The sequence below is a fragment of the Coleofasciculus sp. E1-EBD-02 genome, assembly GCF_040218245.1.
In the GTDB taxonomy this organism is placed as follows: domain Bacteria; phylum Cyanobacteriota; class Cyanobacteriia; order Cyanobacteriales; family Coleofasciculaceae; genus Coleofasciculus.
This window is the reverse complement of sequence record NZ_JAVJQN010000008.1, coordinates 94593-116448: the sequence shown is the minus strand read 5'-3', so window position 1 is coordinate 116448 and position 21856 is coordinate 94593. Positions and strand designations below refer to the sequence as shown.

The window sequence follows — 21856 nt, the reverse complement described above, 5'->3', positions numbered from 1 at the left end:
CAAGATTTATCGCATTCATAGTGTCTTTAGATATAGATTGATTTAATTCTATGAAAGTTTCCTTATAGAGTTTAGGGACTCAGACGCGAGTCATGTATTCAATGAGACCTTTTGATCGTATGGATGAGGGGCGAGACGTTAACCCTTGTTGAGAACCCTGGAATTTTTCGGCGGCGGATGCTACTGAACTCAAATTGAGGAACTGAGCCAGGATTATTCCGGATAAACCCCACCTATTCCAGAAGAGTGAAATGGTAGATGCACCCTGATTGACGTTCCCTGGCTCACTGATTTGAGCTAGGGATTTTTTTTTAGCCATAGTGGGTAAGCCACATCCAGCATTTTTCCGTTGCTATGTACATCGGGATGAAGGAGTTTTTCCGAATGTAGGGGTGGGTTTCACGATTATCGTTGTTTTCCTCCCCGATTTGACTAAACCTGCCCCTAGAGAAGGTTTCAGTTGTGATTGTACAGACTGGTTCTGTTTGGGTTCAGTTCAATCTCTCTTATCTTAGCAACGGTTGCACGAGAGGGATACATCCGGAAATTCCTCTGGGAAAGAAAGTAGAAGTAGTAGCTTGGCAAGCTTAAAACAGTGGTCAAGTATTTTCAAGGAACCCTTATGAGAGTAGCGATCCAGAAAAATTTTACCCACAACTTTAAGCTTGCCAGCCTGCCATCGTGGGCATTGCCCACCAGCCTTAAGCAGTACCTACCTGTAGGAGAACGGCACTGCTGTAAGCTGTTATGCATTTAAATTGGGTATACTCAAAGACTCAATGACGAGACTCAAAGATTCAACGGTGAGGTTTCCGTATACCAATGGTGCTGGGCGCACGTCGGTGCGCCCCTACAATGCGAATCTATCCCAGCAGAACATCAGGCGTTTGTGCAGCGTTTGAAGATATTAAATTTGAGAGAACAGGGTGTGCGATCGCGATCGCATCAGCCGACTTGATGGCGGATACAGTATAGGGAAAAGCATAGCCGAAGCCTTCTAAAGTGAAAAGTTAATTAATATAGAAACTATCTACCCGTGAATAGCAGTGAACAATCATGAGGATTCTGCTGGTTGAGGATGATCAGCGCATTGCTAAAGCGCTGGCGGAAACTCTGCAAGACCAACATTATATTGTTGATATGGCTACCGATGGCGAAGCGGGGTGGGATTTTGTCGAAGCATTCAGCTATAAACTCATCCTGCTGGATGTGATGCTACCTAAACTCGATGGAATTAGCTTTTGTCAACGCTTGCGACGTTCCGGTAAAATGACCCCTGTACTCATGTTGACGGCTAAAGACACCAGCAATGATAAGGTGATCGGATTAGATGCGGGTGCGGATGATTATGTAGTGAAACCCTTTGACTTACCCGAATTAACTGCTCGCATTCGGGCATTACTGCGTCGAGGCAATTCTAGCCTACCCCCCGTGCTGGAGTGGGAACGTCTCAGCTTCGATCCGAATACCTGTCAAGTCACTTATGCTGAACACCCCCTACATTTAACGCCCAAGGAATACAGTTTACTGGAATTACTGTTACGAAGTCATGGTCGTGTGCAGAGTCGTAGCACTATTTTAGAACAGCTTTGGTCATGGGATGATCCACCCGGAGAAGACGCGGTTAAGGTTCATATTAAAGATTTACGCAAGAAACTGAGAGCAGCAGGCGCTCCACCGGATTTGATTCAAACGGTTTATGGTATCGGGTATCGGCTGAAGCAACATTAGCCAGGGGAAAGACTTATGGTCAGAGAAGATCAGGGAAATCAGGGATATAAAAAACCGTATAAATTTTTACCAAAATTGGGTATCAAAACCAGGTTCCCTATAAGCAAAGCGAAGAATCAAAGTCCAAAACTTAGTCGGGGTGGGTTTCGCACAAACGTTACCCTCAATAGCCAAAAGAAAATCCCTAAACCTGCTCCTACACACTCAAAACCCTGCCCTCTTTCCAAAGTAAAGCGTCAAAACTCTGTCAGCCCCCAGTTTAAATCCTTGCGCTGGCGTCTGTTGGGTTCCTATCTGATGGTTATGGTGGCAATTCGGGTCATATCTAATGGTGTGGTCTATGAATTTTTTTCTCATAGTCTCTATCAGCAATTAGATAACCGTCTGCTCAATTTAGCCCAAGCGGCGGCTCATAGTTTAGTGGCGATTAAGCAGGATAAAGATGCCGTTGATCAACCAGCTTATCGCCCTTTAGATGGAGATGGTGATCTCGACATTCCCTGGCAAAATCTGAGTAAACCGGATCAAGGTGTGGAGTGGTTTGGCGCGGATCAGCAACGATTAGCGAGCTCTGGCACCCTTTCGCCCACTTTTCCCCTGCAAGAAGGGTTCCAGACAGGGGAACAAGGGCAGATTCGTACCCTAGCGATTCCCGCGTACAGTTACAGCCAAGGAGAACGACAACTTGAAGGTTATGTCCGTGCCAGTGAATCTACGGAGTCTGTGGAAGCTGTCCTCACCCAGTTACGTTGGGGATCAGGTGTAGCAGGTATTCTCACTTTAGGACTGATTGGGGTGGGCGGTATGTGGCTAACTCGGCAGTCGATGAAGCCCATTGAGCAGAGTTTTCAGCAACTTAAACAGTTTACAGCCGATGCGTCTCACGAGTTACGCAGCCCCCTGACGGCGATTAAGGCGTCAGTAGAGGTGATGCAAACTCATCCAGAACGGATTCATCCGGCGGATGTGGAAAAATTGGATGCGATCGCGTCGGCGACTAGCCAGATGAGTCGTTTGGTGCAGGATCTGCTGTTACTCGCCCGAACGGATGCGACAACCGCCGCACCAAACCGCGAATGGACAGTGATTCCCCTTGACGAACTTTTGGAGGATGTTGAGGAGCGTCTCGAACCCAACGCTGAAGCCCAAGACATTACTCTGAAATGTAAACTACAAACGGACATTTTTGTCAAGGGGGATGCCTCTCAACTTTTTCGTGTATTTTGTAATCTACTCGAAAACGCTCTGCAATACACTCCATCCGGGCGTAGAGTTACCCTGTCGATGAGTACAGATGAAACCTGGGTGGTTGTCAGTGTGGAGGATACAGGGATTGGTATCGCTCCAGACCATTTGCCGTTTATTTTTGATCGCCTGTGGCGAGCAGATAAAGCCCGAACTCAGCGCCAGGAAGGTTCTGGTTTAGGTTTAGCGATCGCCCAAGCTATTGCCCAACGTCATGGTGGAGACATTACGGTGAGGAGTGAGTTAGGAATTGGCAGTTGTTTTCAAGTGTATTTACCTATAGTTTCTTAGGGGTAGCTAAGTAGTCAGATCAAAGAAAACGGCAATTTCTTTACCGAATCCTTACATTTGCAGTCTATTTTTTTTACCAAGCCCTTCTCAGGGAGTGGCAAGGCTGTTTGTACAGAGGATTAAGATACTAAAGATAATGAATTCAAAAGCTTTAATTGCTGAGTTTATCGGCACGTTTGCCTTAATCTTTATTGGCGTTGGTGCGATCGCGACAAACTATATCATTAAAGGTGACACAGATGTCGATTTAGTCGCCATTGCTCTAGCCCACGGCTTGACCATTGCTGTCATGGTTAGCGCTACCGCCGCCATTAGTGGGGGTCATCTTAATCCAGCCGTCACCTTCGGCGCTTGGTTGGCGGGCAAAATTAATCTCAAAGATGGTTTAGGATATATTATTGTTCAGTGTTTAGGAGCCATCTTTGCTGCCAGTCTGATTAAGTTAGCGATACCCCTAGAGCCACTGGGAGCAATTAAAATGGGTACACCCGCACTAGGTAATGGAGAAACTCCAATGATGGGCTTAGTGCTGGAATTTATCCTCACCTTCTTTCTCGTCTTCGTGGTTTTTGGCACAGCGATTGATAAACGTGCCCCCCAAGTCGGCGGTTTGTTTATTGGGTTAACCGTTACCCTCGATATCCTGGCGGGTGGACCGATTAGTGGTGCCGCCATGAACCCCGCTCGTTATCTCGGTCCAGCTTTGTTGGGAGGGGGACTCCAGTACGTTTGGCTCTATTGGCTGGGTCCCTTAGCTGGTGGTGCGGCGGCGGGTTTACTGTACCATTACCTGCTCGAAGACCGCAGTCAACGTGCGATCGAGTCTCAGGAGCGTGAAAACTAGGTAATAACTCTATACAAATTCTTGGTCGGGGCGAGTCGCTGGACTAACAGTAATAGGACAGCTAATTACTGTTAGTAACTCGCCCATTGAGATCATCTCCGGTTGTATAGTGTATCTATACATACCCGTAGTTATTTGGACACAAGCATTACCTTTCTTGACTACAACGTTACTGAAACCTCCATCAGTTCTTCGATCAAGGAATTGCTGTCTTGAGTCATTGACGGTTCTGGATGTTTGGCGATAATCATCGGAGTGTCTCCCATATCACTATCGGGGATAGCTTGGAGAAGATAAACCTGTTCCGGATTAACATTGGCAATCACCTGGGGTGAATGAGTCGCCACAATGAACTGACAGTTGGGGAAAGTTCGAGTCAGTGCTGGCACAATCTCATGTTGCCATTTCGGATGCAGGTGGAGTTCAATCTCATCAATCAGAACCACACCACTCCCTTCTAGGGGATTCCCTAACCCCGGATTCGCGATCGCTAATCGTTTGGCTAAATCGGCGGCGAGTGCAAGCAAGCCTCTTTCACCTTCTGATAGTTGATTAACGACTAATTCTCGACCTTGTTTCGTCACTGTCATCCGTAAAGGGGCACGTCGCACCCGCAAGTTAGCAAAACCGGGTAACAAAGAGGATATCGCTTGTCGGATGGCTTCTAGGAGGCGATCGCGGTGTTCGGGATTATCTCGACGCCATTCATTTTCTAGATCCTCAAGATCCTTAAACCACTCGAAGAAGCTGCTAAAGTTAATCGACACACCCGTTAAGGCGTGGTCATAAATCGCCAGTTGGTTCGACCAATAGTATTTTGTTGTTTCTTGGGTAACCTTGTCGCAAAACTGGCGGTTGACGGGATAGTAAACCACGACGGGTAAATTCACATTCAGATTGTTTTGCAACTGATTCTTAATTCGCAAACAAATTCCTTCTAATTCTCGAATGTTCCCGCCTCTGGGTCGTCCCTTGGTATTGGATAACGAGAGAAACCAACTGATCTGCCGTTCCCTCAAAGAAATCGTGATCTCATTTTTGGTTTGATGGGCGCCATTGGCGATATCTTCCTGACTAAAAAAATGTCGCGGAATTTTCCGTTCTTCCGTAATGTCCTGTTCGTTAATAAAATGTCCCGTTCCAATCGGATCTTGAAGTTCCGCCACAAAATGGGAAAGTAGGAGTGCGATACAGTCGAGAATACTGGATTTTCCCGTTCCGTTGATCCCCACCAAGACTGTCGGTTCAGTCTCATGGAACTCCAGCGTCAGATCGCCGATGCCACGGAACGAGTTTATTTTCAGGCGCTTGACTTTCATGGCTTATAGTAGGCTGATGGCAATAAAATGACACCGGGATGAAAAAGCAGCAATTGTTGTTGATACTGCTGATGATACTCTGATCAGTTGAGCTTGTCCGGCAAAAGCCTCATACAATTGATTAAAGAACTCCTAGTTTGGGGTTGTATAAACGTACCCTGACACGTTTAGAACTTAAATGCGTAACCTTTGAGGAACTATTAACTGGGGTTACGCCAGCCGACGCCGACGCTTTAGGGAGCAATCCCTAGGGAAGCTTCCCAGAAATAAACGCGATCGCAATATTGAAATCTGCTCGTACAGATAGCTTCCAGGGAAACATTTTGCGTGTTGGTCACATCCAGCGATACGAAAGCGGGTTCTCCTCCGGGTGCAACGGTTCGAGATTCAGCCTTTACCCCATCTATATACACATTAACAAGAACCCTGGGACTACCTTGGTCGTTATCGCGCATGCCAAACCCTAATTGCAATGTCTGAAATCTAACATCCTCTTCATTGGGTTGCAGTCTACAGGTCAATGATGCCAGAGTATCGCCCGAACCCATATAAAATCGCGATGAGTAAACCGCTTTATTGACCACCACGTTTTCACTTCGACGTCTCCAGTTACCGATCCCCGTATCCACACAATTTAGCCTTAGCAGGAAGGTTGAGCGTTCTTGCGCTTGCACAATTTGCTGACTTGGGGCAGTTAACGCCGCAAATAGAAGTCCACTGGCAATAATTTTCTGAATCAGTTTGCTTTTCATTCGTATTGATAGTTCACCCACGCCAATAGGCATCAATACTACATCATCCCATGGGCTGATGTTTAACCCGATGGAATCATCCCTTGATCAAAGATTTGACCCTTTGTATCAATACCACGAACTAGGATGCGATCGCTATACACTTCATAAGCGGCAAAACTTAGCGTTGAGGCGGAATGGACTGTCCATGACGAACGCCCAACTGGGCGAACTCCAGCACCTCCACCACAAGTTAAATAGGTTGTCCCATTAATCGGCACAGTGCGCTCGTAGTTGTGGTCATGACCATTAATATAGAGTTGCACGCCGTATTTTTGAAACAGAGGAGTCAGGGTTTCAATAAACGCTTGATTCAATCCGTAATGACCCGATGAATAAATCGGATTATGTCCAAACACAATCTTCCAGGGCGCATCGCTACGGCTGAGTTCCTGTTCTAACCACGGTAACTGACGTTGCCAATCCGCATTGGCATTCGTATCCAGCGCCCAAAATTGCACTGATCCCCGGCGAAAAGTATAGTATCGTCCCTGCATATTGAAACCTGGATATCGGACTTGGGGATCACCATTGGCGGTGCGGATGTCATGGTTCCCCAGACAAGCATGAAATTTCACTCCATTTTCTAGTAAGGCTTGATAGGGTTTTTCAAAGACTGCCTCAACTTTTTCAATTTCCCCATCGTTATAAATATTGTCACCTGCCATAATCACCAACTCGTAGGGATTCTGTTGATAATAAGCCGTCATCGCCTCTGCCACTGCATATTGTCCGGCTGCACCTGTGCCTGTATCGGCAATGGAAACAAAGCGTAGCAGAGGTGTATCAGCCAATTCATTCCGCGTGTCAGTTGAGGGTGTTGGTTTAGGAGTCTGGGAATGGGTATCACTCGTCTGAGTCGTTTGACTGGCAAAGAGATTACTGCCAACAGCAATAACCCCGAAACAACTAATACCACCCGAATCGCGAGGGGCTATGGCTTCAACCGGAACGAAGTGGAGGTAAGCCGTAGGGGGAGAGCGGGAAATACGAGGGTTAGATGCCCGAAGTATTTCCAATCTGAAGGGGTGACAAACTAAGTCAAAGGTAGGCAGGGTATGGGGTATGGGGTGTGGGGTGTGGGGTAAATCGGTAAGGAACACAAAAGCCCATAAGAGGAGATAGGGTAAGGAGCAAGCGCTCTTTCTGGCGAGGCAACGACGTCAACTGGAAGGACTTCAGGGTCAAAATGAATAAGCAATAGAGTTTTTGGTGACTCCCTGAGTAAAGTTTGACGCCCTCGCGGAGTCGAAGTGAGCGGAGTCGAAGCGTCAATTTTTCCCTACACCCTACACCCTACACCCAGTAGTACCTTCAAGTTCCTTGTCACCCCCTCAGATTTCCAATATTCCCGCCCAGTGGCATGATAGTAATCATGAAACAAGTTCTCACGATAGTCGTAAAGCTTCAACCCTCTCCTGAACAGGTGTCCAAACTAGAGGCGACCCTTCAGGCGTTTGCGGATGCTTGCAACTACGTGAACGAACATACCAATCCAAAGCTGACCAATAAGATTGCTATCCAATCGCTGACTTATCAAACCATTAAAAGTCAATTTAACCTGGTAGCGAATATGGCGATCAGGGTTTGCGCCAGGGTAGCAGCTAACCGGAAAACAGCTAAGCAAAAAGGCAAACCTGTCAAGGGTTTTGTGCCAAGCAGCATGGATTGTGACAAGGACTTGTTTCGACTTCGTGAACACGACTGGACGGTAAGTATCGCTACTGTTCAAGGTAGAGAGCGGGTTGAGTTAAAGCCAGGTAACTACCAGAAAGGAAAACTCAAAGGAAGAAAACCAACCTCAGCTCAACTCTGCAAGCACCGCGATAGTCAGTTCTATCTGCATATTCAGATTAAGGACACCCCTCCCTCCCCCCAGGATGCTGATCAAATGATTGGAATTGACTTGGGGCGTCGTGACATTGCCGTCACATCAGAGGATAAAAAGTGGGACGGCAAACATATCCAGTCGGTGCGAGATAAATTTGCTCAAACCCGAGCATCTCTCCAGAAAAAAGCGAAGAAAGGTACGAGAACAACTCGACGTAGGTGTCGAGAAGTTTTGAAACGGCTGTCGGGGAGGGAGAGACGCTACCAACAATGGCTCAACCATAATATTTCTAAGTCAGTGGTCAAACGGGCAGTTGAGTTAAGTGCCTCAATTGCTATAGAAGACTTGACAGGCATCAGGGAAAGAACTAACGAGCAACCCAGAAGCAAAACTGAACGACGACGTTCAAACTCGTGGGCGTTCTATCAACTGCGAACGTTTATCGAGTATAAAGCCCTTGGTGCTGGTGTTCAAGTTATCCCAATTCCCCCTGCCTATACTTCCCAAATGTGTCACAAGTGTCTGCACATTCACCCAGTAAAGGGAAAGTCTTACCGTAGTGGCAAGACTTTTAAGTGTGGGCATTGTGGTTGGCATGGGGATGCCGACTTCAACGGAGCCAATAATATTGCACTTGTGGGGCTGTCTATAAACCAGCCTAGAGGCACGAAGTTGTCGTGCAAGTTAAATCGAACTATTGAATATGTTCAGCTTAGCTTGTTTGATGACTTCAGGGCTACTGAAAACCCAGACCGAGAGCGATAGCAGGTCTGGGTAGTTTATTCAAAATCAGAAATTGACGGCGTTTGAGACTCATAGATCTAGAGCAGTCATGCAGACTGAAGCAAGACGGGCAAAAATGTTAAATTTGTGCTGTAGGAACAGCGTTCGTAAGAAGAATTTAGCGCATTTTATGCCAATTGGCGTTGCTGGGTAGGGAAATAAAAATGTCAAACGAGCAGCATAAGCCTCAGGAACCCGTAAAGGTAGATGAATCCACTCAAGAAACGAATAGGGCTGAACCCACTCGCCAGTCTAAGCTGGTGGATTGGCTCTATCCCCGCTTTGAAACCGTTGAGAAGGTGTGGGATAGTATTTTGGCAGCAATCCGCTCTTTGTTACCCGAAGCTTGGAATCAAAAGTTATCAGATTGGGGATTGACGGGCGCGATCGCGGCGTTTATTGTGGTCATAATGGTGACGACAGTTGCACTAACGCCAGAGACACCCACACAGTTAGCCAAAGAAGTAAAACCCGAACCCATCCCTGCACCTGCCGAATTAGCCGCACCTGAACGTGCAGACACTTCAGAACCTAATTCCTCTCCCCTAGAACTTACCCCAGAACAACGTCTGATTACGGCGATTCAAGATCAAGTGGCTGAAATTACAGATCAGTATGCTAATGGACTGATTCAATCCATTCAAGCCAACTTTCCGGGGAACCGTCTGATTGTCACCGTGAGTGATGGCTGGTATGAATTGGATGAACAGGATCAAGAGCAATTAGCGAGTGAAATTTGGCGTCGCTCTCAAGACTTGGAGTTGAGCAAACTGGAAATCACTACTTCTGATGGAACTCTATTGGCGCGAAGTCCGGTAGTCGGTTCTGGGATAGTCATTTGGCAGCGTTAGAATTTAACTGCCTATTATTATAGAGACGTAGCAGGCTACGTCTCCATATCACATAAATGCTACTTTGCATCAAGAGCCGATTAGCGCATGGCTTTCTCAAGCTGGTTAGCAATATTGAATTGAGATAGACTGGGGGATTCAATCTCACTTCTCGCCAGTTGTTCTAACTCAACCGCGAGCGATCGCAGGTAGTCTGCTCGTTGGCGCATTCGGGTACTGATTCCCTCTGTACCAGTGGCAAGGCACTCCGGGCAAACATCACTAACGTATTCGCCAGATTCCCGATACGCTCTTGCCACCACCTCTAGCGGGAAAAAAATGTTACCGCACAAATTGCAACGGCATTTTTCCTCGAAGTGATTACTCTCAACTTGAATTTTAATGGGCATGGACGGTGTTCTCCAAATATATATGCAGTTTTGGGATAGCTGGAATCCTGTTTAGATTTGGCTGAAGCGGGCAGCTTAATTAATTATTTATTTTATTTTAACCATAAATGTAGTTAATCGTACAGATTATTTCTAATGGCAGAGAAACCGTTTTTTTGTTAGCTTTTCATGACAATGCTCCCTTACAAAGGACGAATGACAAATGACGAATGACGATCTCCACCGTTAGCTTTTATTGGGTCCACCTACTTATTGTTGCCAGATCGTAATAAAAAAATACTCAGAGTTCAGACTCTGAGTATTAATAAACAAGCAATGACTCTATTGAGGCTTTGCTGAAGCCAGAATCAGAGGAATTCCATCACTTTTATTTCCGAATTTTCAGCCAATAAACTCGTGGAGAGGTTGCTGCATCCAAGCGGTAAAGTTTTTTTGCTTTAACCTTCCCACTGCGCCGCTACATGCTCAGCCAAATCGACAACTCGCTGAGAATAGCCCCACTCATTGTCATACCAAGCAACAACTTTAACCATATCGCCACCCATCACCATCGTCAGACTCGCATCGACAATGGATGAAGCATCATGTCCCTTGTAGTCTGAGGACACCAACGGTAAGTCGCTGTATTCCAAAATGCCCTTAAGCGAGTTTTCTGACTCTTCTTTGAAGACTTTGTTCAACTGCTCAGCAATGGTGCTTTTCTCAACTTGAGCCACCAAATCCACAACCGATACATTCGGGGTAGGTACGCGCATCGCGATCCCATTCAATTTCCCCTGCATATCTGGAATAACTAAAGCCACAGCTTTAGCCGCTCCCGTCGAGGTTGGCACGATATTGATCGCAGCGGCTCTGGCTCGACGGACATCACGGTGACTCGCATCCAGAATCCGTTGGTCACCGGTGTAACTGTGGGTCGTGGTCATGGTTCCTTTAATGATGCCAAAGTGTTCATGTATCACTTTGACCACAGGAGCCAGACAGTTTGTTGTACAACTCGCATTACTAACAATGTCATTCTTGCTGTGTTCGTAGTCGTGATGATTAACTCCAACGACAAAAGTGCCGATGTCACCACCTTTCCCTGGAGCCGTAATCAGCACTTTCTTGGCGCCGGCGGCTATATGCTTAGATGCACCATCTCTGGTGACAAACACCCCGGTCGATTCGATGACTAGGTCAATACCCCAATCACCCCAAGGCAAGTTCAGGGGGTTGCGATCCGATACACACTTAATGGTTTTGCCATTGACGATTAGGGAGTTTTCGTCATAGCCAATGTCGGCTTTGAGCGTCCCTAGCATGGAGTCATATTTAAGCAAATGAGCATTTGTCTTGGGATCAGATGTATCATTGATGCCCACTAACTCCAACTGACTATTTTCTCTAGTCAGTAAACATCTGGCGAAATTACGTCCGATGCGTCCGAACCCGTTGATCGCTACTCTAATCACTGCGTCTTGCCCTCTGTATTCAAGCTCAGTAAATATACTTTTTATGAACCCAATCATATCGCAAAGGCGGACAAATTCTAAATGCCGATTCAGCGACGGATCGGGAAGCGTCGGACATATAACTTGCTCTAAGTCTTTCCCCCCAAGGGTTTGGGTGAATCTGAATTGAGAATAAGAGTTTTTGGATTCGGGGTGTAGGGTGTGGTTAGATGTCAATATGGCTCGCAGCGAGTTCTTTCTCTTCCAGATGCGCCCTCGCACCTCTGGAAAAGGCTTCCCCAGGTCGAGTGTCGGAGTTCTATGGTTCTGCTGAATTTTCCGGAAACCCAAGAATGAAGGCTGTTTAGTATAAAAAACCGTCTGGAGATAGAAAAAGTTACTTCAGTACAAATACGGTGGTCAACTCCACTGGAGCAATAACACAATTAATAGCGAAGTGGGTCTGTTGCCAAGAAAATCTGATAAATGCACCCTTGGCTGTATCTTGAAAAATCAATTCTTGATATGATAGCGCGTGTTATTGGCACAGTAGGCTTGTGTGGTGTGGTGTGTAAGGAGTTAAGATGCCTAATATTGTCGATCTTAGTGGCAAGCCATTCCATTTCATCGGAATTGGTGGAATTGGTATGTCAGCGCTGGCTTACGTTCTAGCCAAACGCAACCTCCCTGTATCTGGGTCTGATATTCGTTCGACGCCGATTACTCAGCGGTTGCAGGCTGTCGGCGCTCATCTGTTTAGAGACCAGAAGGCAACCAATTTGGAATTTTTTAGAGAAACGAATGTCCCCATTTATCAGGGCGTATCAGCAACGGCGATTGAACCGGAACCCCCTCGAAAAACAATTGCCGCCCCCTCAAACGTTAACCACTCGGTTCGGGAAGACCATCTTGCCTCCTGCTTACCCCAAGTAATATGTTCGAGTGCGATTAATCCAATCAATTCTGAGTACAAAGCGGCTGTAGAAGGCGGCTACCCAATTTTTCATCGCTCCGACTTACTGGCAGCGTTGATGCAAGACTACCGCAGCATTGCCGTTGCTGGAACTCACGGCAAAACCACAACCAGCAGTTTAATGGGATACTTGCTGCTGAAAACGGGTCTAGACCCGACTATCGTGGTTGGGGGAGAAGTGGATGCTTGGCAAGGAAATGCGCGTCTGGGTCAAAGTCCCTTTCTGGTGGCTGAAGCAGATGAATCAGATGGGTCGTTAGCCAAGCTGGCTCCGGAAATCGGCGTGATTACCAATATTGAACTCGATCACCCCGACCATTACCAGAATCTCGACCAGGTTATTGAAACCTTCAAGATTTTTGCCGATCGCTGTCAAACCATCGTGGGCTGTATTGATTGCCAGACATTGCGATCGCATTTCACCCCCACTATCAGCTATAGCCTACAACGCACAGCCGGGGCTGACTACAGCGTGGATCGCGTTGTTTATCAGGCAGAAGGCATCACGGCGAGAATTTGGGAAGGCGATCAGGTGTTGGGTACGCTGCAACTGAGTCTGTTAGGTCAACATAATCTCAGCAACGCCTTAGCGGTTGTGGCAGTCGGACGACACCTGGGACTAGAGTTTGACGCGATCGCCTCCGCCCTAGCTACCTTTGAAGGTGCCAAGCGCCGCTTTGAGGTTCGGGGTGAGTGTAAAGGGATTACCTTTGTCGATGACTACGCTCACCATCCCAGTGAAATTCAGGCAACCCTAGCGGCGGCTCGCTTACAGGTTGAATTATCACGCCGTATTGTTGCCATTTTTCAGCCCCATCGCTATAGTCGAACCTTGACATTTTTGTCAGACTTTGCTAAATCATTTGGCGATGCTGATCTCGTCGTGGTCACAGACATTTATAGCGCAGGCGAAGCCGGTGTTGGACAAATTACAGGTGAACAAGTGCGAGCCGCGATCGCGGATCACCATGAGCGGGTCTACTACCAACCAACGTTAGATGAAGTCTCCCAACTCCTCGCCCAAATCCTGCAACCCGGAGATCTGGCTATCTTTCTCGGTGCGGGAAATTTGAATCAGATTATTCCCCAGGTTATAGAGTCCTACCAGACGGCGACACCTGATAATTCCACTGAATTGAGTCAAACCGTCTAAGGTTGGTTAACCCCAGCCGCACCCGATTGGGTGTGTCCACTTCCACTGGCTAAAATCCATCGGCATTCTTTTGACCTGTATTGATATGACCTTGTCATCCTATTCTCCCGGCGTTGCTAACGCGCCACTGTGTCAGAAAACCTCTGAAAAGCCTCAGCTTTACTTGCCTGGAACTGACTGTATCCTCCGTTCTCAGGTGTCTTTAGCGAGTTTGACATCCTTTCGCGTGGGAGGTCCCGCCGAGTGGTATGTGGCACCCCGACGGGTCGAGGATCTACTCGCCAGTTTTGAATGGGCAGATTTGCAGGGATTACCCATAACCTTGTTAGGGGCGGGTTCTAATCTACTGGTTAGCGATTGTGGGTTGTCCGGCTTAGTCGTCTGCACTCGTCATCTCCGTTCTACCTACTTTGACCCGGATACGGGTCAAGTCACCGTGGGAGCTGGAGAACCAATCGCCCGTTTAGCATGGCAAGCCGCTAATCACGGTTGGCAAGGGTTGGAATGGGCGGTAGGTATTCCGGGAACGGTGGGGGGCGCTGTGGTGATGAATGCCGGTGCCCATCAAAGTTGTGCGGCGGATCTGCTGGTGAGTGTGGAAACTATTTCACCCACCGGAATTGTGGAGCGGCTCACGCCTGAAGAGTTGGGCTTTCGCTATCGCACCTCCATCCTGCAAGGGGGGAATCGCTTCGTGACTCAGGCAACGTTTCAGTTGCAACCGGGCGCTGATCCCAAACAGGTTCGAGCGACAACAACTCACCATTTAAAGCAACGGCGTGATGCTCAACCCTATCATTTACCCAGTTGTGGCAGTGTTTTCCGCAATCCCGAACCCCACGCTGCGGGTTGGCTGATCGAGCAATTGGGTTTGAAAGGCTATCAAATTGGCGGCGCTCAAGTGGCAGAACGCCATGCTAACTTTATCTTGAACTGTGGCGGTGCTAAAGCCAGCGATATCTTTCAACTGATTCGTTATGTGCAGCAGCAAGTCGAGCAGCATTGGTCGCTCTCCTTAGAACCAGAAGTGAAAATCTTAGGACGGTTTCAGCCTGTCTAAAGATGTCGCATTGACCGAAGCGGTACTAAGATTAAGACTTAGCAACGATAAACCCGTCCAACTTGAGAGACAGTCAATACGTTATGACCAAAGGACAAGGATTCGGCTTCGGTTTAGGCAAGATGAAAGAACTTGCCGAAGCATTCAAAAAAGCCCAAGAGGTACAACAAGGAGCAAAACAGCTTCAAGAAGAATTGGAGCAAATGGAAATTGAAGGCTCCTCTAGCGATGGTATGGTTAAGGTGTTTATGAGTGGGAATCAGGAACCCCTGCGCGTCGAAATTGCTCCAGACGCGATCGCTCAGGGAGCCGAAACCCTATCAGAAACGGTGACAGCCGCCATGAAAGATGCTTATGATAAATCAACCACGACGATGAGAGAACGTATGGAAGAACTCACCAGTGGGCTAAATCTGCCAGGGATGTAACCTTATCTGGAGAACTGGGAATGAGAGTCATGTCATCCATCGGAGACAGCACTTCCCAGTTCTGCTCTGATGGTCATTGGTCATTGGTCATTGGTTATTGGTCATTGGTCATTGGTCATTGGTCATTCGTCATTCGTCATTCGTCATTCGTCAGAGTTCACAAAACCGTTATCCAAGCCAATTTAATTAGGGCTTGCTGCACAAAGCCGAAACCCTTAGCTATCAACACTTGGAGCCGTAGAGAAAGTTGTTCATCTTCAAGGAAATGTGAGACTATCTATCAACACCTCGACTTCGCTCGGTGTTGAAAACTATGGCGATAGAATCACCGAAAATGTACCATTGCTCCCCCTGCTTCCCCTGCTCCCCCTGCTTCCCCAGCTCCCCCTGCTTCCCCAGCTCCCCCTGCTCCCCCAGCTCCCCCTGCTCCCCCTGCTTCCCCTGCTTCCCCTGCTCCCCCTGCTTCCCCTGCTTCCCCTGCTCCCCCTGCTCCCTCTGCTTCCCCTGCTCCCCCTGCTCTCTAACTCCACCACAAGACTCCCTGCAGCAGCCCCTAATCAATGATTTCTGTGACTTTAACGTTAACTTGCCCCTCAGCCAATTGAATCTGTAATTCTTCTCCAGGAACGAGACTCGCCGCGTTGCGAACAATTTTTCCTTGTTCAGTCCGCACCACCGCATATCCTCGTTTTAAAACATTGGTCGGGTCAAGGGTGGCTAACTTTTGCCCCAGGAATTGGCAATGTTGAGTGGCTTGACTTATACGCCAAGATGTGCAGTGAATTAATCGCTGTCGCTGCTGCGCGATCGCATGGTGTTCCTGCTGTAGCTGTCGGTCAAGGGGTAAGCGGGTTAGACGGTTTCTGAGTTGGTGTAATTGGTTGCGGGAGGTATGCAGATGCTGAGTTACTGCCTCATGTAACGCCTCGTGACGCTGCTGATGTTCGCGAATTAGGGTTGCCAACTCTGGCACGGCTCGTTCAGCGGCGGCGGTGGGTGTATGAGCGCAAAAATCAGCCACTAAATCGGCTAAGGATTCATCCCGTTGATGACCAATCCCCGTTAAGACGGGAATCGAACAGTTCGCGATCGCTCTCACCACTCGCTCATCATCAAAACCCACCAAATCTTCCGATGCGCCACCCCCTCGCGACAGAATCACCAACTCAGCCCTCCCGTCTCGCTCAACTCGCTCAATCGCTGCCACAATCGATTCGGGTGCTAAATCCCCTTGAACTTGTGCCGGAGAAAACAACACAGATAACCCCGGATACCGTTGTCGCAGGGTGCGGCGAATATCTCCCCAAGCGGCGGCTTGCGGTGAAGTCACGACTGCGATCGTTTGCGGATGCGTCGGTAGGGGGCGTTTATGTTGAGCATCGAATAATCCTTCAGCCTGCAATCGTTGGCGCAGTTGATTGTAGCGCAGTGCCTGTAACCCTTCTCCTCCGGGCAATGCCTGCCACACCATAAGCTGATATTGTCCCCGTTGCGGATAAATCCGGATACTGCCTAATGCAATCAACTGTTCTCCGGATTGAGGAAGTTGCACCAGCTTACTTAGCACAGAGTTCCACACCACGCATTGAATGGATGCCTTACCCTCTAAATCTCGCAGGGTAAAAAACATACCACTCCGATGGCGGTTCGCACTAGAAACTTCTCCAATTACCCAAACCTTCTGGAGTTGGGTATCCTGCTCTAACAGATCTTGAATATAATCGGTTAACCCCGCAACTGAAAGGGTTGCCTCTGGAAGTAATGAATTGGTATTGGTCATTTGTTCTTTGTCATACTCGCTATCGCTAGACGCAAGCTACGTCATTTGTCATTTAGTCGGGGCGGGTTTTGCAGCCAAGTTGGGGATAACAATCAATATTAGTCCCTAAACCCGCCCCTACACACAGACGCCATGGCACATCTCCCCCAGCTCCCCCTGCTTCCCCTGCTCCCCCAGCTCCCCCAGCTCCCCCTGCTTCCCCTGCTCCCCCTGCTTCCCCTGCTCCCCCAGCTCCCCCAGCTCCCCCAGCTCCCCCAGCTCCCCCAGCTCCCCCATCTCCTCCTGCTCCCCCATCTCCTCCTGCTCCCCCATCTCCCCCATCTTCCCCAGCACCTCCGTACCCCTACCCCCACCAAATCCTCGAACTTGTCGATTGACCCAACAATGCTATAGTAGTACCTGTGTTCTATATTTGGGGAGGGAAAATGCGGTCAAATGTTTCTCTCCAGCCCAAGACTTGGGATCAAAACACAGTAATAGTTCGGCAAGATTATGGCGTTGATGAACGATGTCTTAGCATTGACAAATTAGCATTTCCGTGATTTAGTCCCAAAAATCAGATACTCTTAATCTCGCAGGCAGTCGGCGTTAAAATAGAGCCAACTTTCTGCACTAATTCTCAGTCCATTTCAATAACAGTTCTTGAGGCATCCATGGCTACCCAAATCACCAACAGTCCCGAAAAGGAAAAAGCCCTGAACTTGGTACTCAACCAGATTGAGCGTACCTTTGGCAAAGGTTCGATTATGCGCTTGGGAGATGCCACCCGCATGAAGGTGGAAACCATCTCCAGTGGTGCAATTACTCTAGATTTAGCCTTGGGTGGTGGCTTGCCCAGAGGACGGGTTATCGAGATTTACGGACCAGAAAGTTCTGGAAAGACAACCCTCGCCTTGCACGCCGTCGCAGAAGTGCAGAAGTCCGGTGGAGTAGCCGCATTTGTCGATGCGGAACATGCCCTCGACCCTACCTACTCATCGGCGTTAGGGGTTGACATTGCGAACCTTTTAGTCTCTCAACCGGATAGTGGTGAATCGGCTCTGGAAATCGTCGATCAACTCGTGCGATCGGCGGCTGTGGATATTGTCGTGATTGACTCAGTAGCCGCCTTGGTGCCTCGTGCAGAAATTGAAGGCGAAATGGGCGATACCCAAGTGGGATTGCAGGCGCGTCTGATGAGTAAGGCGCTACGCAAAATTGCTGGGAATATTGGCAAATCAGGCTGCACCGTCATTTTCCTCAATCAGTTGCGACAAAAAATTGGTATCACCTACGGCTCTCCAGAAGTCACAACAGGCGGTAATGCGCTTAAGTTCTATTGTTCAGTCCGCTTAGACATTCGCCGGATTCAAACGCTTAAGAAAGCCAGCGAAGGAGAATATGGAATTCGCGCTAAGGTCAAGGTAGCAAAAAATAAAGTTGCGCCACCCTTCCGAATTGCTGAGTTTGACATTATCTTTGGACAAGGGATTTCTCGGTTAGGATGTCTGGTTGACCTGGCTGAACAAACAGGAGTGATTAACCGTAAGGGAGCTTGGTATAGCTACAACGGCGATAATATTGCCCAAGGTCGTGACAATAGTGTCAGGTATATTGAAGAGAATCCTGAAATTGCCGCGACTATTGAACAACAAGTGCGCGAACAGCTTGATATGGGAGCTATGGTGTCAGCGAATTCCATCAACCCAGATGAAAATGAGGAGCAAGAGGAAGAACAAGAAAATGTTGAGGAAGATTAAGCTGAATCCCTCAAAACCTTGATCAAGGGTGCGTTAGCGAAGGGTAACGCTCCCTACTGGTGTGGCACAGCTTATTTGATGAATTAGAATGGGAGACCCGAAACCGTAGGGGCGCAAAGACTTGCGCCCAATTCAATGGTAAAATCTAATCCACAATTTTAGCTGTGTCAGTCCATTAGTTTACGGATTGGGAATTTGCCGACTGAAAAATCGATCTAAAATTTCTGCGCGTTGATGGGAATTTAATTTAGGTAAGGCAGGTTCTCCAGATAATTCTTCTAACTTTGATAGTTCTTGTAAAAATCGTGATGTCCCTTTGTGATAGTCCCCTTCAGAGCCTTTGGCTTTTGCGGGTAACTCCAAATCTTCATCTGGGGCTTTTCGCTTTGAGGATGAGGAGGCTTCTACAGAGGAAGACGCTTTGGAGGCTTTCAGTTTCGCGATAATTTCTGGAGAGGTAGGGTTGAGCTTTTGGGTGTCGTTGCAGAGGAAAAAGTAAAACGCCAGGGTGCTGAGTCGAATGCAATCGCCATCCTTAAGCGATATATGCCCGTGGACAGGTTCACCGTTGACATAAGTACCATTCGTGCTTTTAAAATCGACTAGGTAATATCCTTTGTTTGGCAGATAGTAAATCGCCGCATGATGACGGGATAAGTGGGGATCTGGAATCGATATCGCCAATTGGCGATCGCGACCGATAGTCCAAATTCCCTGAGGCTGAAACAGGGTTTGGGTTTTTCCCTCTACCAGATTGGTCATCAGACAAGGTCGCTGACTTTGAACAATACCTGTGACAAAGCGAACTGTTCGACTCGAGAACGTTTTATGCCCCGTTTTTTCAAGCTGGAGGATTTCATCGAGTAGACCCCGATGATACTCGTAGAGCTTCAGGAAAACCTGGTATAGACCCAATCGTTGTTCGATTTCCATAAAACGAGCCGACAATTCCTAAACAACCTAATACCCATTGATGGGAACTTTAACATTCGGATTGGTCTATCGTTTCGCATGAACTCTACAGCGTTAGAAATTTTACCTGGAGATTAAAAGGGGCAGGTTGGCTGTTACCTAATTCAGATATCTGTCGAGTTCAAGCCAATCTTAACCTATGGCTTACGCTCTGCCCGTTGTTCTAGGCGAAATAGCCAAATCATTAGGGCGACGATGCCAACTTGTAGCGCCAGATTGGGAAATGCTGTCCCCACTTCTCGACCTGCAATTAACTGTGCCAGGAAAACAAGTCCGCCAATAAAGCCAGAGGCAGCAAATGCCACATAGATGAATTTTCTCAGTCCTCGGTAGGGCGCTTTTGCCTCAGCTTTCAGTCGAGCGTATTTTTCCGGACTCATCTGTCGCGATTTGGCTTTTGACTGGGGCTGGCGATTGTTTGGGGTTGAATGGGTCATGAGTTTCGTTGATCATACCTCTTTTAATGGTGACATGACTATCCCCAGCTTGGACAGTGAATTATGCCAAACCTTGCTGTAATATAAAAAAATGTATCTTTGGAGTAACCTGCTCACAGGATTCATGCCAGAGAAGAAAAAAGATGCAGTTACTTGCGCTAAAGCTTGCTATAGTAGTCAAGTGATGCCGGTGTAGCTCAGTGGTAGAGCATTCGATTCGTAATCGAACGGTCAGCGGTTCAAATCCGCTCATCGGCTTAATGTCAAGGTACGGAAAATAGGAAGGACATTAGGCAGAGGAGCGCGAGCGGTAAGCGGGCATGGTGATCGCTCCAGTTAGTAGAATTTGACTTAGAGGAAGCGATCGCATCGTTAAAGGCAGGTCAGCCTGTAGTTCCGGTGTGGTTAGACTAAATTCATCAACGACTCAATCAGAAGCTACAAGTTCATCAGTAACAGAAGCATTTATGGCAGAAAAAAACGGCAAGAAAGCACAGAGGAATGGGAATGGGGGTAAGTCCCTAGAAAATTGGATCTGGGATGCAGCTTGTAGTATTCGCGGGGCGCAGGAAGCCGCGAAATACAAGGATTTTATTTTGCCGTTGATTTTCACCAAAAGACTCTGTGATGTCTTTGATGATGAGTTAGACCGGATTGCCCAGAAAGTGGGTTCTCGCGCCAAGGCATTTAAGTTGGTGGCGATGGATCAGAAGCTGGTGCGGTTTTACTTGCCTCTACAACCGGAAAATCCTGATGATCCGGTGTGGTCGGTGATTCGTAAGCTGTCGGATAAGATTGGAGAGACGTTAACGGGCTATCTGCGAGACATTGCCAAAGCTAATCCGTTACTGGATGGAATTATTAATCGGGTTGATTTTAATGCCACAACTCACGGACAGCGTGACTTGGATGATGACCGTCTCTCGAACCTGATTGAAAAAATCTCGGAGAAGCGTCTGGGGTTAAAGGATGTCGAACCGGATTTAATCGGACGCAGTTATGAGTATTTGATTCGTAAGTTTGCGGAGGGATCGGGCAGATCCGCAGGGGAGTTTTATACGCCGAAGGAAGTGGGCATGATCATGGCGAAGATTATGCAGCCAGAGCCAGGAATGGTGATTTATGATCCCTGTTGTGGTTCGGCGGGTTTGCTGGTGAAGTGTCAGTTGGTGCTAAAGGAGTCCCAAGGTGAGGAAAAATCTGCGCCGTTGCAGTTGTATGGGCAGGAGTACACCGGAAACACCTGGGCGATGGCAAATATGAATATGATTATTCATGACATGGAGGGGAAGATCGAGATTGGGGATACATTCCGCCATCCGAAATTTAGCCAAGGGGGGAAACTGGCGCAGTTTGATCGGGTGGTAGCTAATCCCATGTGGAATCAAGACTGGTTTAAGGAAAAAGACTATGACGGGGACGAATGGGGACGATTTCCCCAAGGGGCAGGGTTTCCTGGGTCTAAGGCGGATTGGGGTTGGGTGCAGCATATTTGGGCATCAACCCATGAGCAAGGGAAGGCTGCTATTGTCCTTGATACGGGGGCAGCGTCACGGGGTTCGGGGAATGCGAATACAAATAAGGAGAAGGATGTTCGCAAGTGGTTTGTGGAGCAGGATTTGATTGAAGGGGTGATTTATCTCCCAGAAAACCTGTTTTACAACACGACTGCTCCTGGTATTTTGTTGTTTCTGAATCAGGCTAAACCAGAGGAGAAGAAGGATAAGCTGTTTTTGATTAATGCGAGTTTGGTGTTCGCGAAGGGCGATCCAAATCTTCAAAGAGGTAAAGATTTAACAAAAGCAC

21 protein-coding genes, 1 tRNA gene and 1 pseudogene are annotated in these 21856 nt (G+C 47.9%); 13 read left to right on the top strand and 10 right to left on the bottom strand.

Annotation, left to right across the window (positions count from 1 at the left end):
- Positions 1-79: 79 nt before the first annotated feature.
- Complete coding sequence (locus tag RIC07_RS01510; RefSeq protein WP_446392964.1) at positions 80-319, bottom strand: hypothetical protein; 240 nt, start codon at positions 317-319, stop codon at positions 80-82.
- Between the two features lie 503 nt (positions 320-822).
- Here RIC07_RS01510 and RIC07_RS01505 point away from each other — a divergent pair.
- From RIC07_RS01505 to RIC07_RS01490, 4 genes are all read left to right on the top strand, one after another.
- A complete protein-coding gene (locus RIC07_RS01505) occupies positions 823-975 on the top strand; it encodes an iron-sulfur cluster assembly scaffold protein (protein WP_446392963.1) in 153 nt (50 codons plus the stop codon).
- 81 nt (positions 976-1056) lie between these two features.
- On the top strand, positions 1057-1731 hold the full coding sequence (locus RIC07_RS01500; protein WP_446392962.1) for a response regulator transcription factor: 675 nt from the start codon (positions 1057-1059) through the stop codon (positions 1729-1731).
- Positions 1732-1998: 267 nt separating this feature from the next.
- Positions 1999-3267 carry a sensor histidine kinase gene (locus RIC07_RS01495; RefSeq protein ID WP_446392961.1) on the top strand — a complete coding sequence of 423 codons (1269 nt, stop codon included), beginning with the start codon at positions 1999-2001 and terminating at the stop codon, positions 3265-3267.
- 136 nt (positions 3268-3403) lie between these two features.
- The gene (locus RIC07_RS01490; protein ID WP_446392960.1) at positions 3404-4111 is read left to right on the top strand and encodes an MIP/aquaporin family protein; all 708 of its coding nucleotides are present in this window, start codon (positions 3404-3406) and stop codon (positions 4109-4111) included.
- Between the two features lie 161 nt (positions 4112-4272).
- Here RIC07_RS01490 and RIC07_RS01485 read toward each other — a convergent pair whose 3' ends face one another.
- The 3 genes from RIC07_RS01485 to RIC07_RS01475 form a co-directional block, all read right to left on the bottom strand.
- Positions 4273-5430, bottom strand: coding sequence for an AAA family ATPase (locus RIC07_RS01485; protein ID WP_446392959.1), 1158 nt, complete (start codon positions 5428-5430; stop codon positions 4273-4275).
- Positions 5431-5663: 233 nt separating this feature from the next.
- Positions 5664-6182: a hypothetical protein gene (locus RIC07_RS01480; RefSeq protein WP_446392958.1), complete on the bottom strand. Its 519-nt coding sequence runs from the start codon at positions 6180-6182 to the stop codon at positions 5664-5666.
- A 62-nt stretch (positions 6183-6244) separates the two neighbouring features.
- Positions 6245-7159: a metallophosphoesterase gene (locus tag RIC07_RS01475; protein WP_446392978.1), complete on the bottom strand. Its 915-nt coding sequence runs from the start codon at positions 7157-7159 to the stop codon at positions 6245-6247.
- 437 nt (positions 7160-7596) lie between these two features.
- Here RIC07_RS01475 and RIC07_RS01470 point away from each other — a divergent pair, with 437 nt between their 5' ends.
- Positions 7597-8817: an RNA-guided endonuclease InsQ/TnpB family protein gene (locus RIC07_RS01470; protein ID WP_446392957.1), complete on the top strand. Its 1221-nt coding sequence runs from the start codon at positions 7597-7599 to the stop codon at positions 8815-8817.
- Between the two features lie 182 nt (positions 8818-8999).
- Complete coding sequence (locus RIC07_RS01465; RefSeq protein ID WP_446392956.1) at positions 9000-9686, top strand: hypothetical protein; 687 nt, start codon at positions 9000-9002, stop codon at positions 9684-9686.
- An 80-nt stretch (positions 9687-9766) separates the two neighbouring features.
- Here the strand turns inward: RIC07_RS01465 and RIC07_RS01460 are convergent, their stop codons facing one another.
- Together RIC07_RS01460 and RIC07_RS01455 are read right to left on the bottom strand one after the other, a co-directional pair.
- Entirely contained in the window at positions 9767-10075 is a 309-nt protein-coding gene (locus RIC07_RS01460) for a hypothetical protein (RefSeq protein WP_446344327.1), read from the bottom strand.
- Positions 10076-10512: 437 nt separating this feature from the next.
- Positions 10513-11529, bottom strand: a complete 1017-nt coding sequence (locus tag RIC07_RS01455) for a type I glyceraldehyde-3-phosphate dehydrogenase (RefSeq protein WP_446392955.1) — start codon at positions 11527-11529, stop codon at positions 10513-10515.
- Between the two features lie 563 nt (positions 11530-12092).
- On the opposite strand from RIC07_RS01455, the gene murC reads away from it, so the two are divergent.
- From murC to RIC07_RS01435, 4 genes are all read left to right on the top strand, one after another.
- Positions 12093-13634, top strand: a complete 1542-nt coding sequence (murC, locus tag RIC07_RS01450; protein WP_446392954.1) for a UDP-N-acetylmuramate--L-alanine ligase — start codon at positions 12093-12095, stop codon at positions 13632-13634.
- An 85-nt stretch (positions 13635-13719) separates the two neighbouring features.
- Positions 13720-14694 (top strand): UDP-N-acetylmuramate dehydrogenase, encoded by a 975-nt coding sequence (murB, locus tag RIC07_RS01445; protein ID WP_446392953.1) that lies wholly within the window; start codon positions 13720-13722, stop codon positions 14692-14694.
- 83 nt (positions 14695-14777) lie between these two features.
- Positions 14778-15122, top strand: coding sequence for a YbaB/EbfC family nucleoid-associated protein (locus RIC07_RS01440; RefSeq protein ID WP_006099386.1), 345 nt, complete (start codon positions 14778-14780; stop codon positions 15120-15122).
- A 29-nt stretch (positions 15123-15151) separates the two neighbouring features.
- Positions 15152-15430, top strand: a complete 279-nt coding sequence (locus tag RIC07_RS01435) for a hypothetical protein (RefSeq protein WP_446392952.1) — start codon at positions 15152-15154, stop codon at positions 15428-15430.
- 245 nt (positions 15431-15675) lie between these two features.
- On the opposite strand, the gene xseA is transcribed toward RIC07_RS01435, so the two are convergent.
- Together xseA and RIC07_RS01425 are read right to left on the bottom strand one after the other, a co-directional pair.
- Positions 15676-16902 (bottom strand): exodeoxyribonuclease VII large subunit, encoded by a 1227-nt coding sequence (gene xseA, locus RIC07_RS01430; RefSeq protein WP_446392951.1) that lies wholly within the window; start codon positions 16900-16902, stop codon positions 15676-15678.
- Positions 16903-17019: 117 nt separating this feature from the next.
- Positions 17020-17235, bottom strand: coding sequence for a hypothetical protein (locus RIC07_RS01425; RefSeq protein ID WP_446392950.1), 216 nt, complete (start codon positions 17233-17235; stop codon positions 17020-17022).
- Positions 17236-17555: 320 nt separating this feature from the next.
- Between RIC07_RS01425 and recA the strand changes: the two genes are divergently transcribed.
- Positions 17556-18641 carry a recombinase RecA gene (recA, locus tag RIC07_RS01420; protein ID WP_446392949.1) on the top strand — a complete coding sequence of 362 codons (1086 nt, stop codon included), beginning with the start codon at positions 17556-17558 and terminating at the stop codon, positions 18639-18641.
- A 180-nt stretch (positions 18642-18821) separates the two neighbouring features.
- On the opposite strand, the gene RIC07_RS01415 is transcribed toward recA, so the two are convergent.
- Both RIC07_RS01415 and RIC07_RS01410 read right to left on the bottom strand, forming a co-directional pair.
- Positions 18822-19574: an FHA domain-containing protein gene (locus RIC07_RS01415; RefSeq protein WP_006099158.1), complete on the bottom strand. Its 753-nt coding sequence runs from the start codon at positions 19572-19574 to the stop codon at positions 18822-18824.
- A 176-nt stretch (positions 19575-19750) separates the two neighbouring features.
- Complete coding sequence (locus tag RIC07_RS01410; RefSeq protein ID WP_446381518.1) at positions 19751-20050, bottom strand: DUF3493 domain-containing protein; 300 nt, start codon at positions 20048-20050, stop codon at positions 19751-19753.
- Between the two features lie 186 nt (positions 20051-20236).
- On the opposite strand from RIC07_RS01410, the gene RIC07_RS01405 reads away from it, so the two are divergent.
- Both RIC07_RS01405 and RIC07_RS01400 read left to right on the top strand, forming a co-directional pair.
- Positions 20237-20308: transfer RNA gene (locus RIC07_RS01405), tRNA-Thr, on the top strand.
- Between the two features lie 209 nt (positions 20309-20517).
- Positions 20518-21840: pseudogene (locus RIC07_RS01400) on the top strand (type I restriction-modification system subunit M); the annotation flags it as partial.
- Positions 21841-21856: the final 16 nt, after the last annotated feature.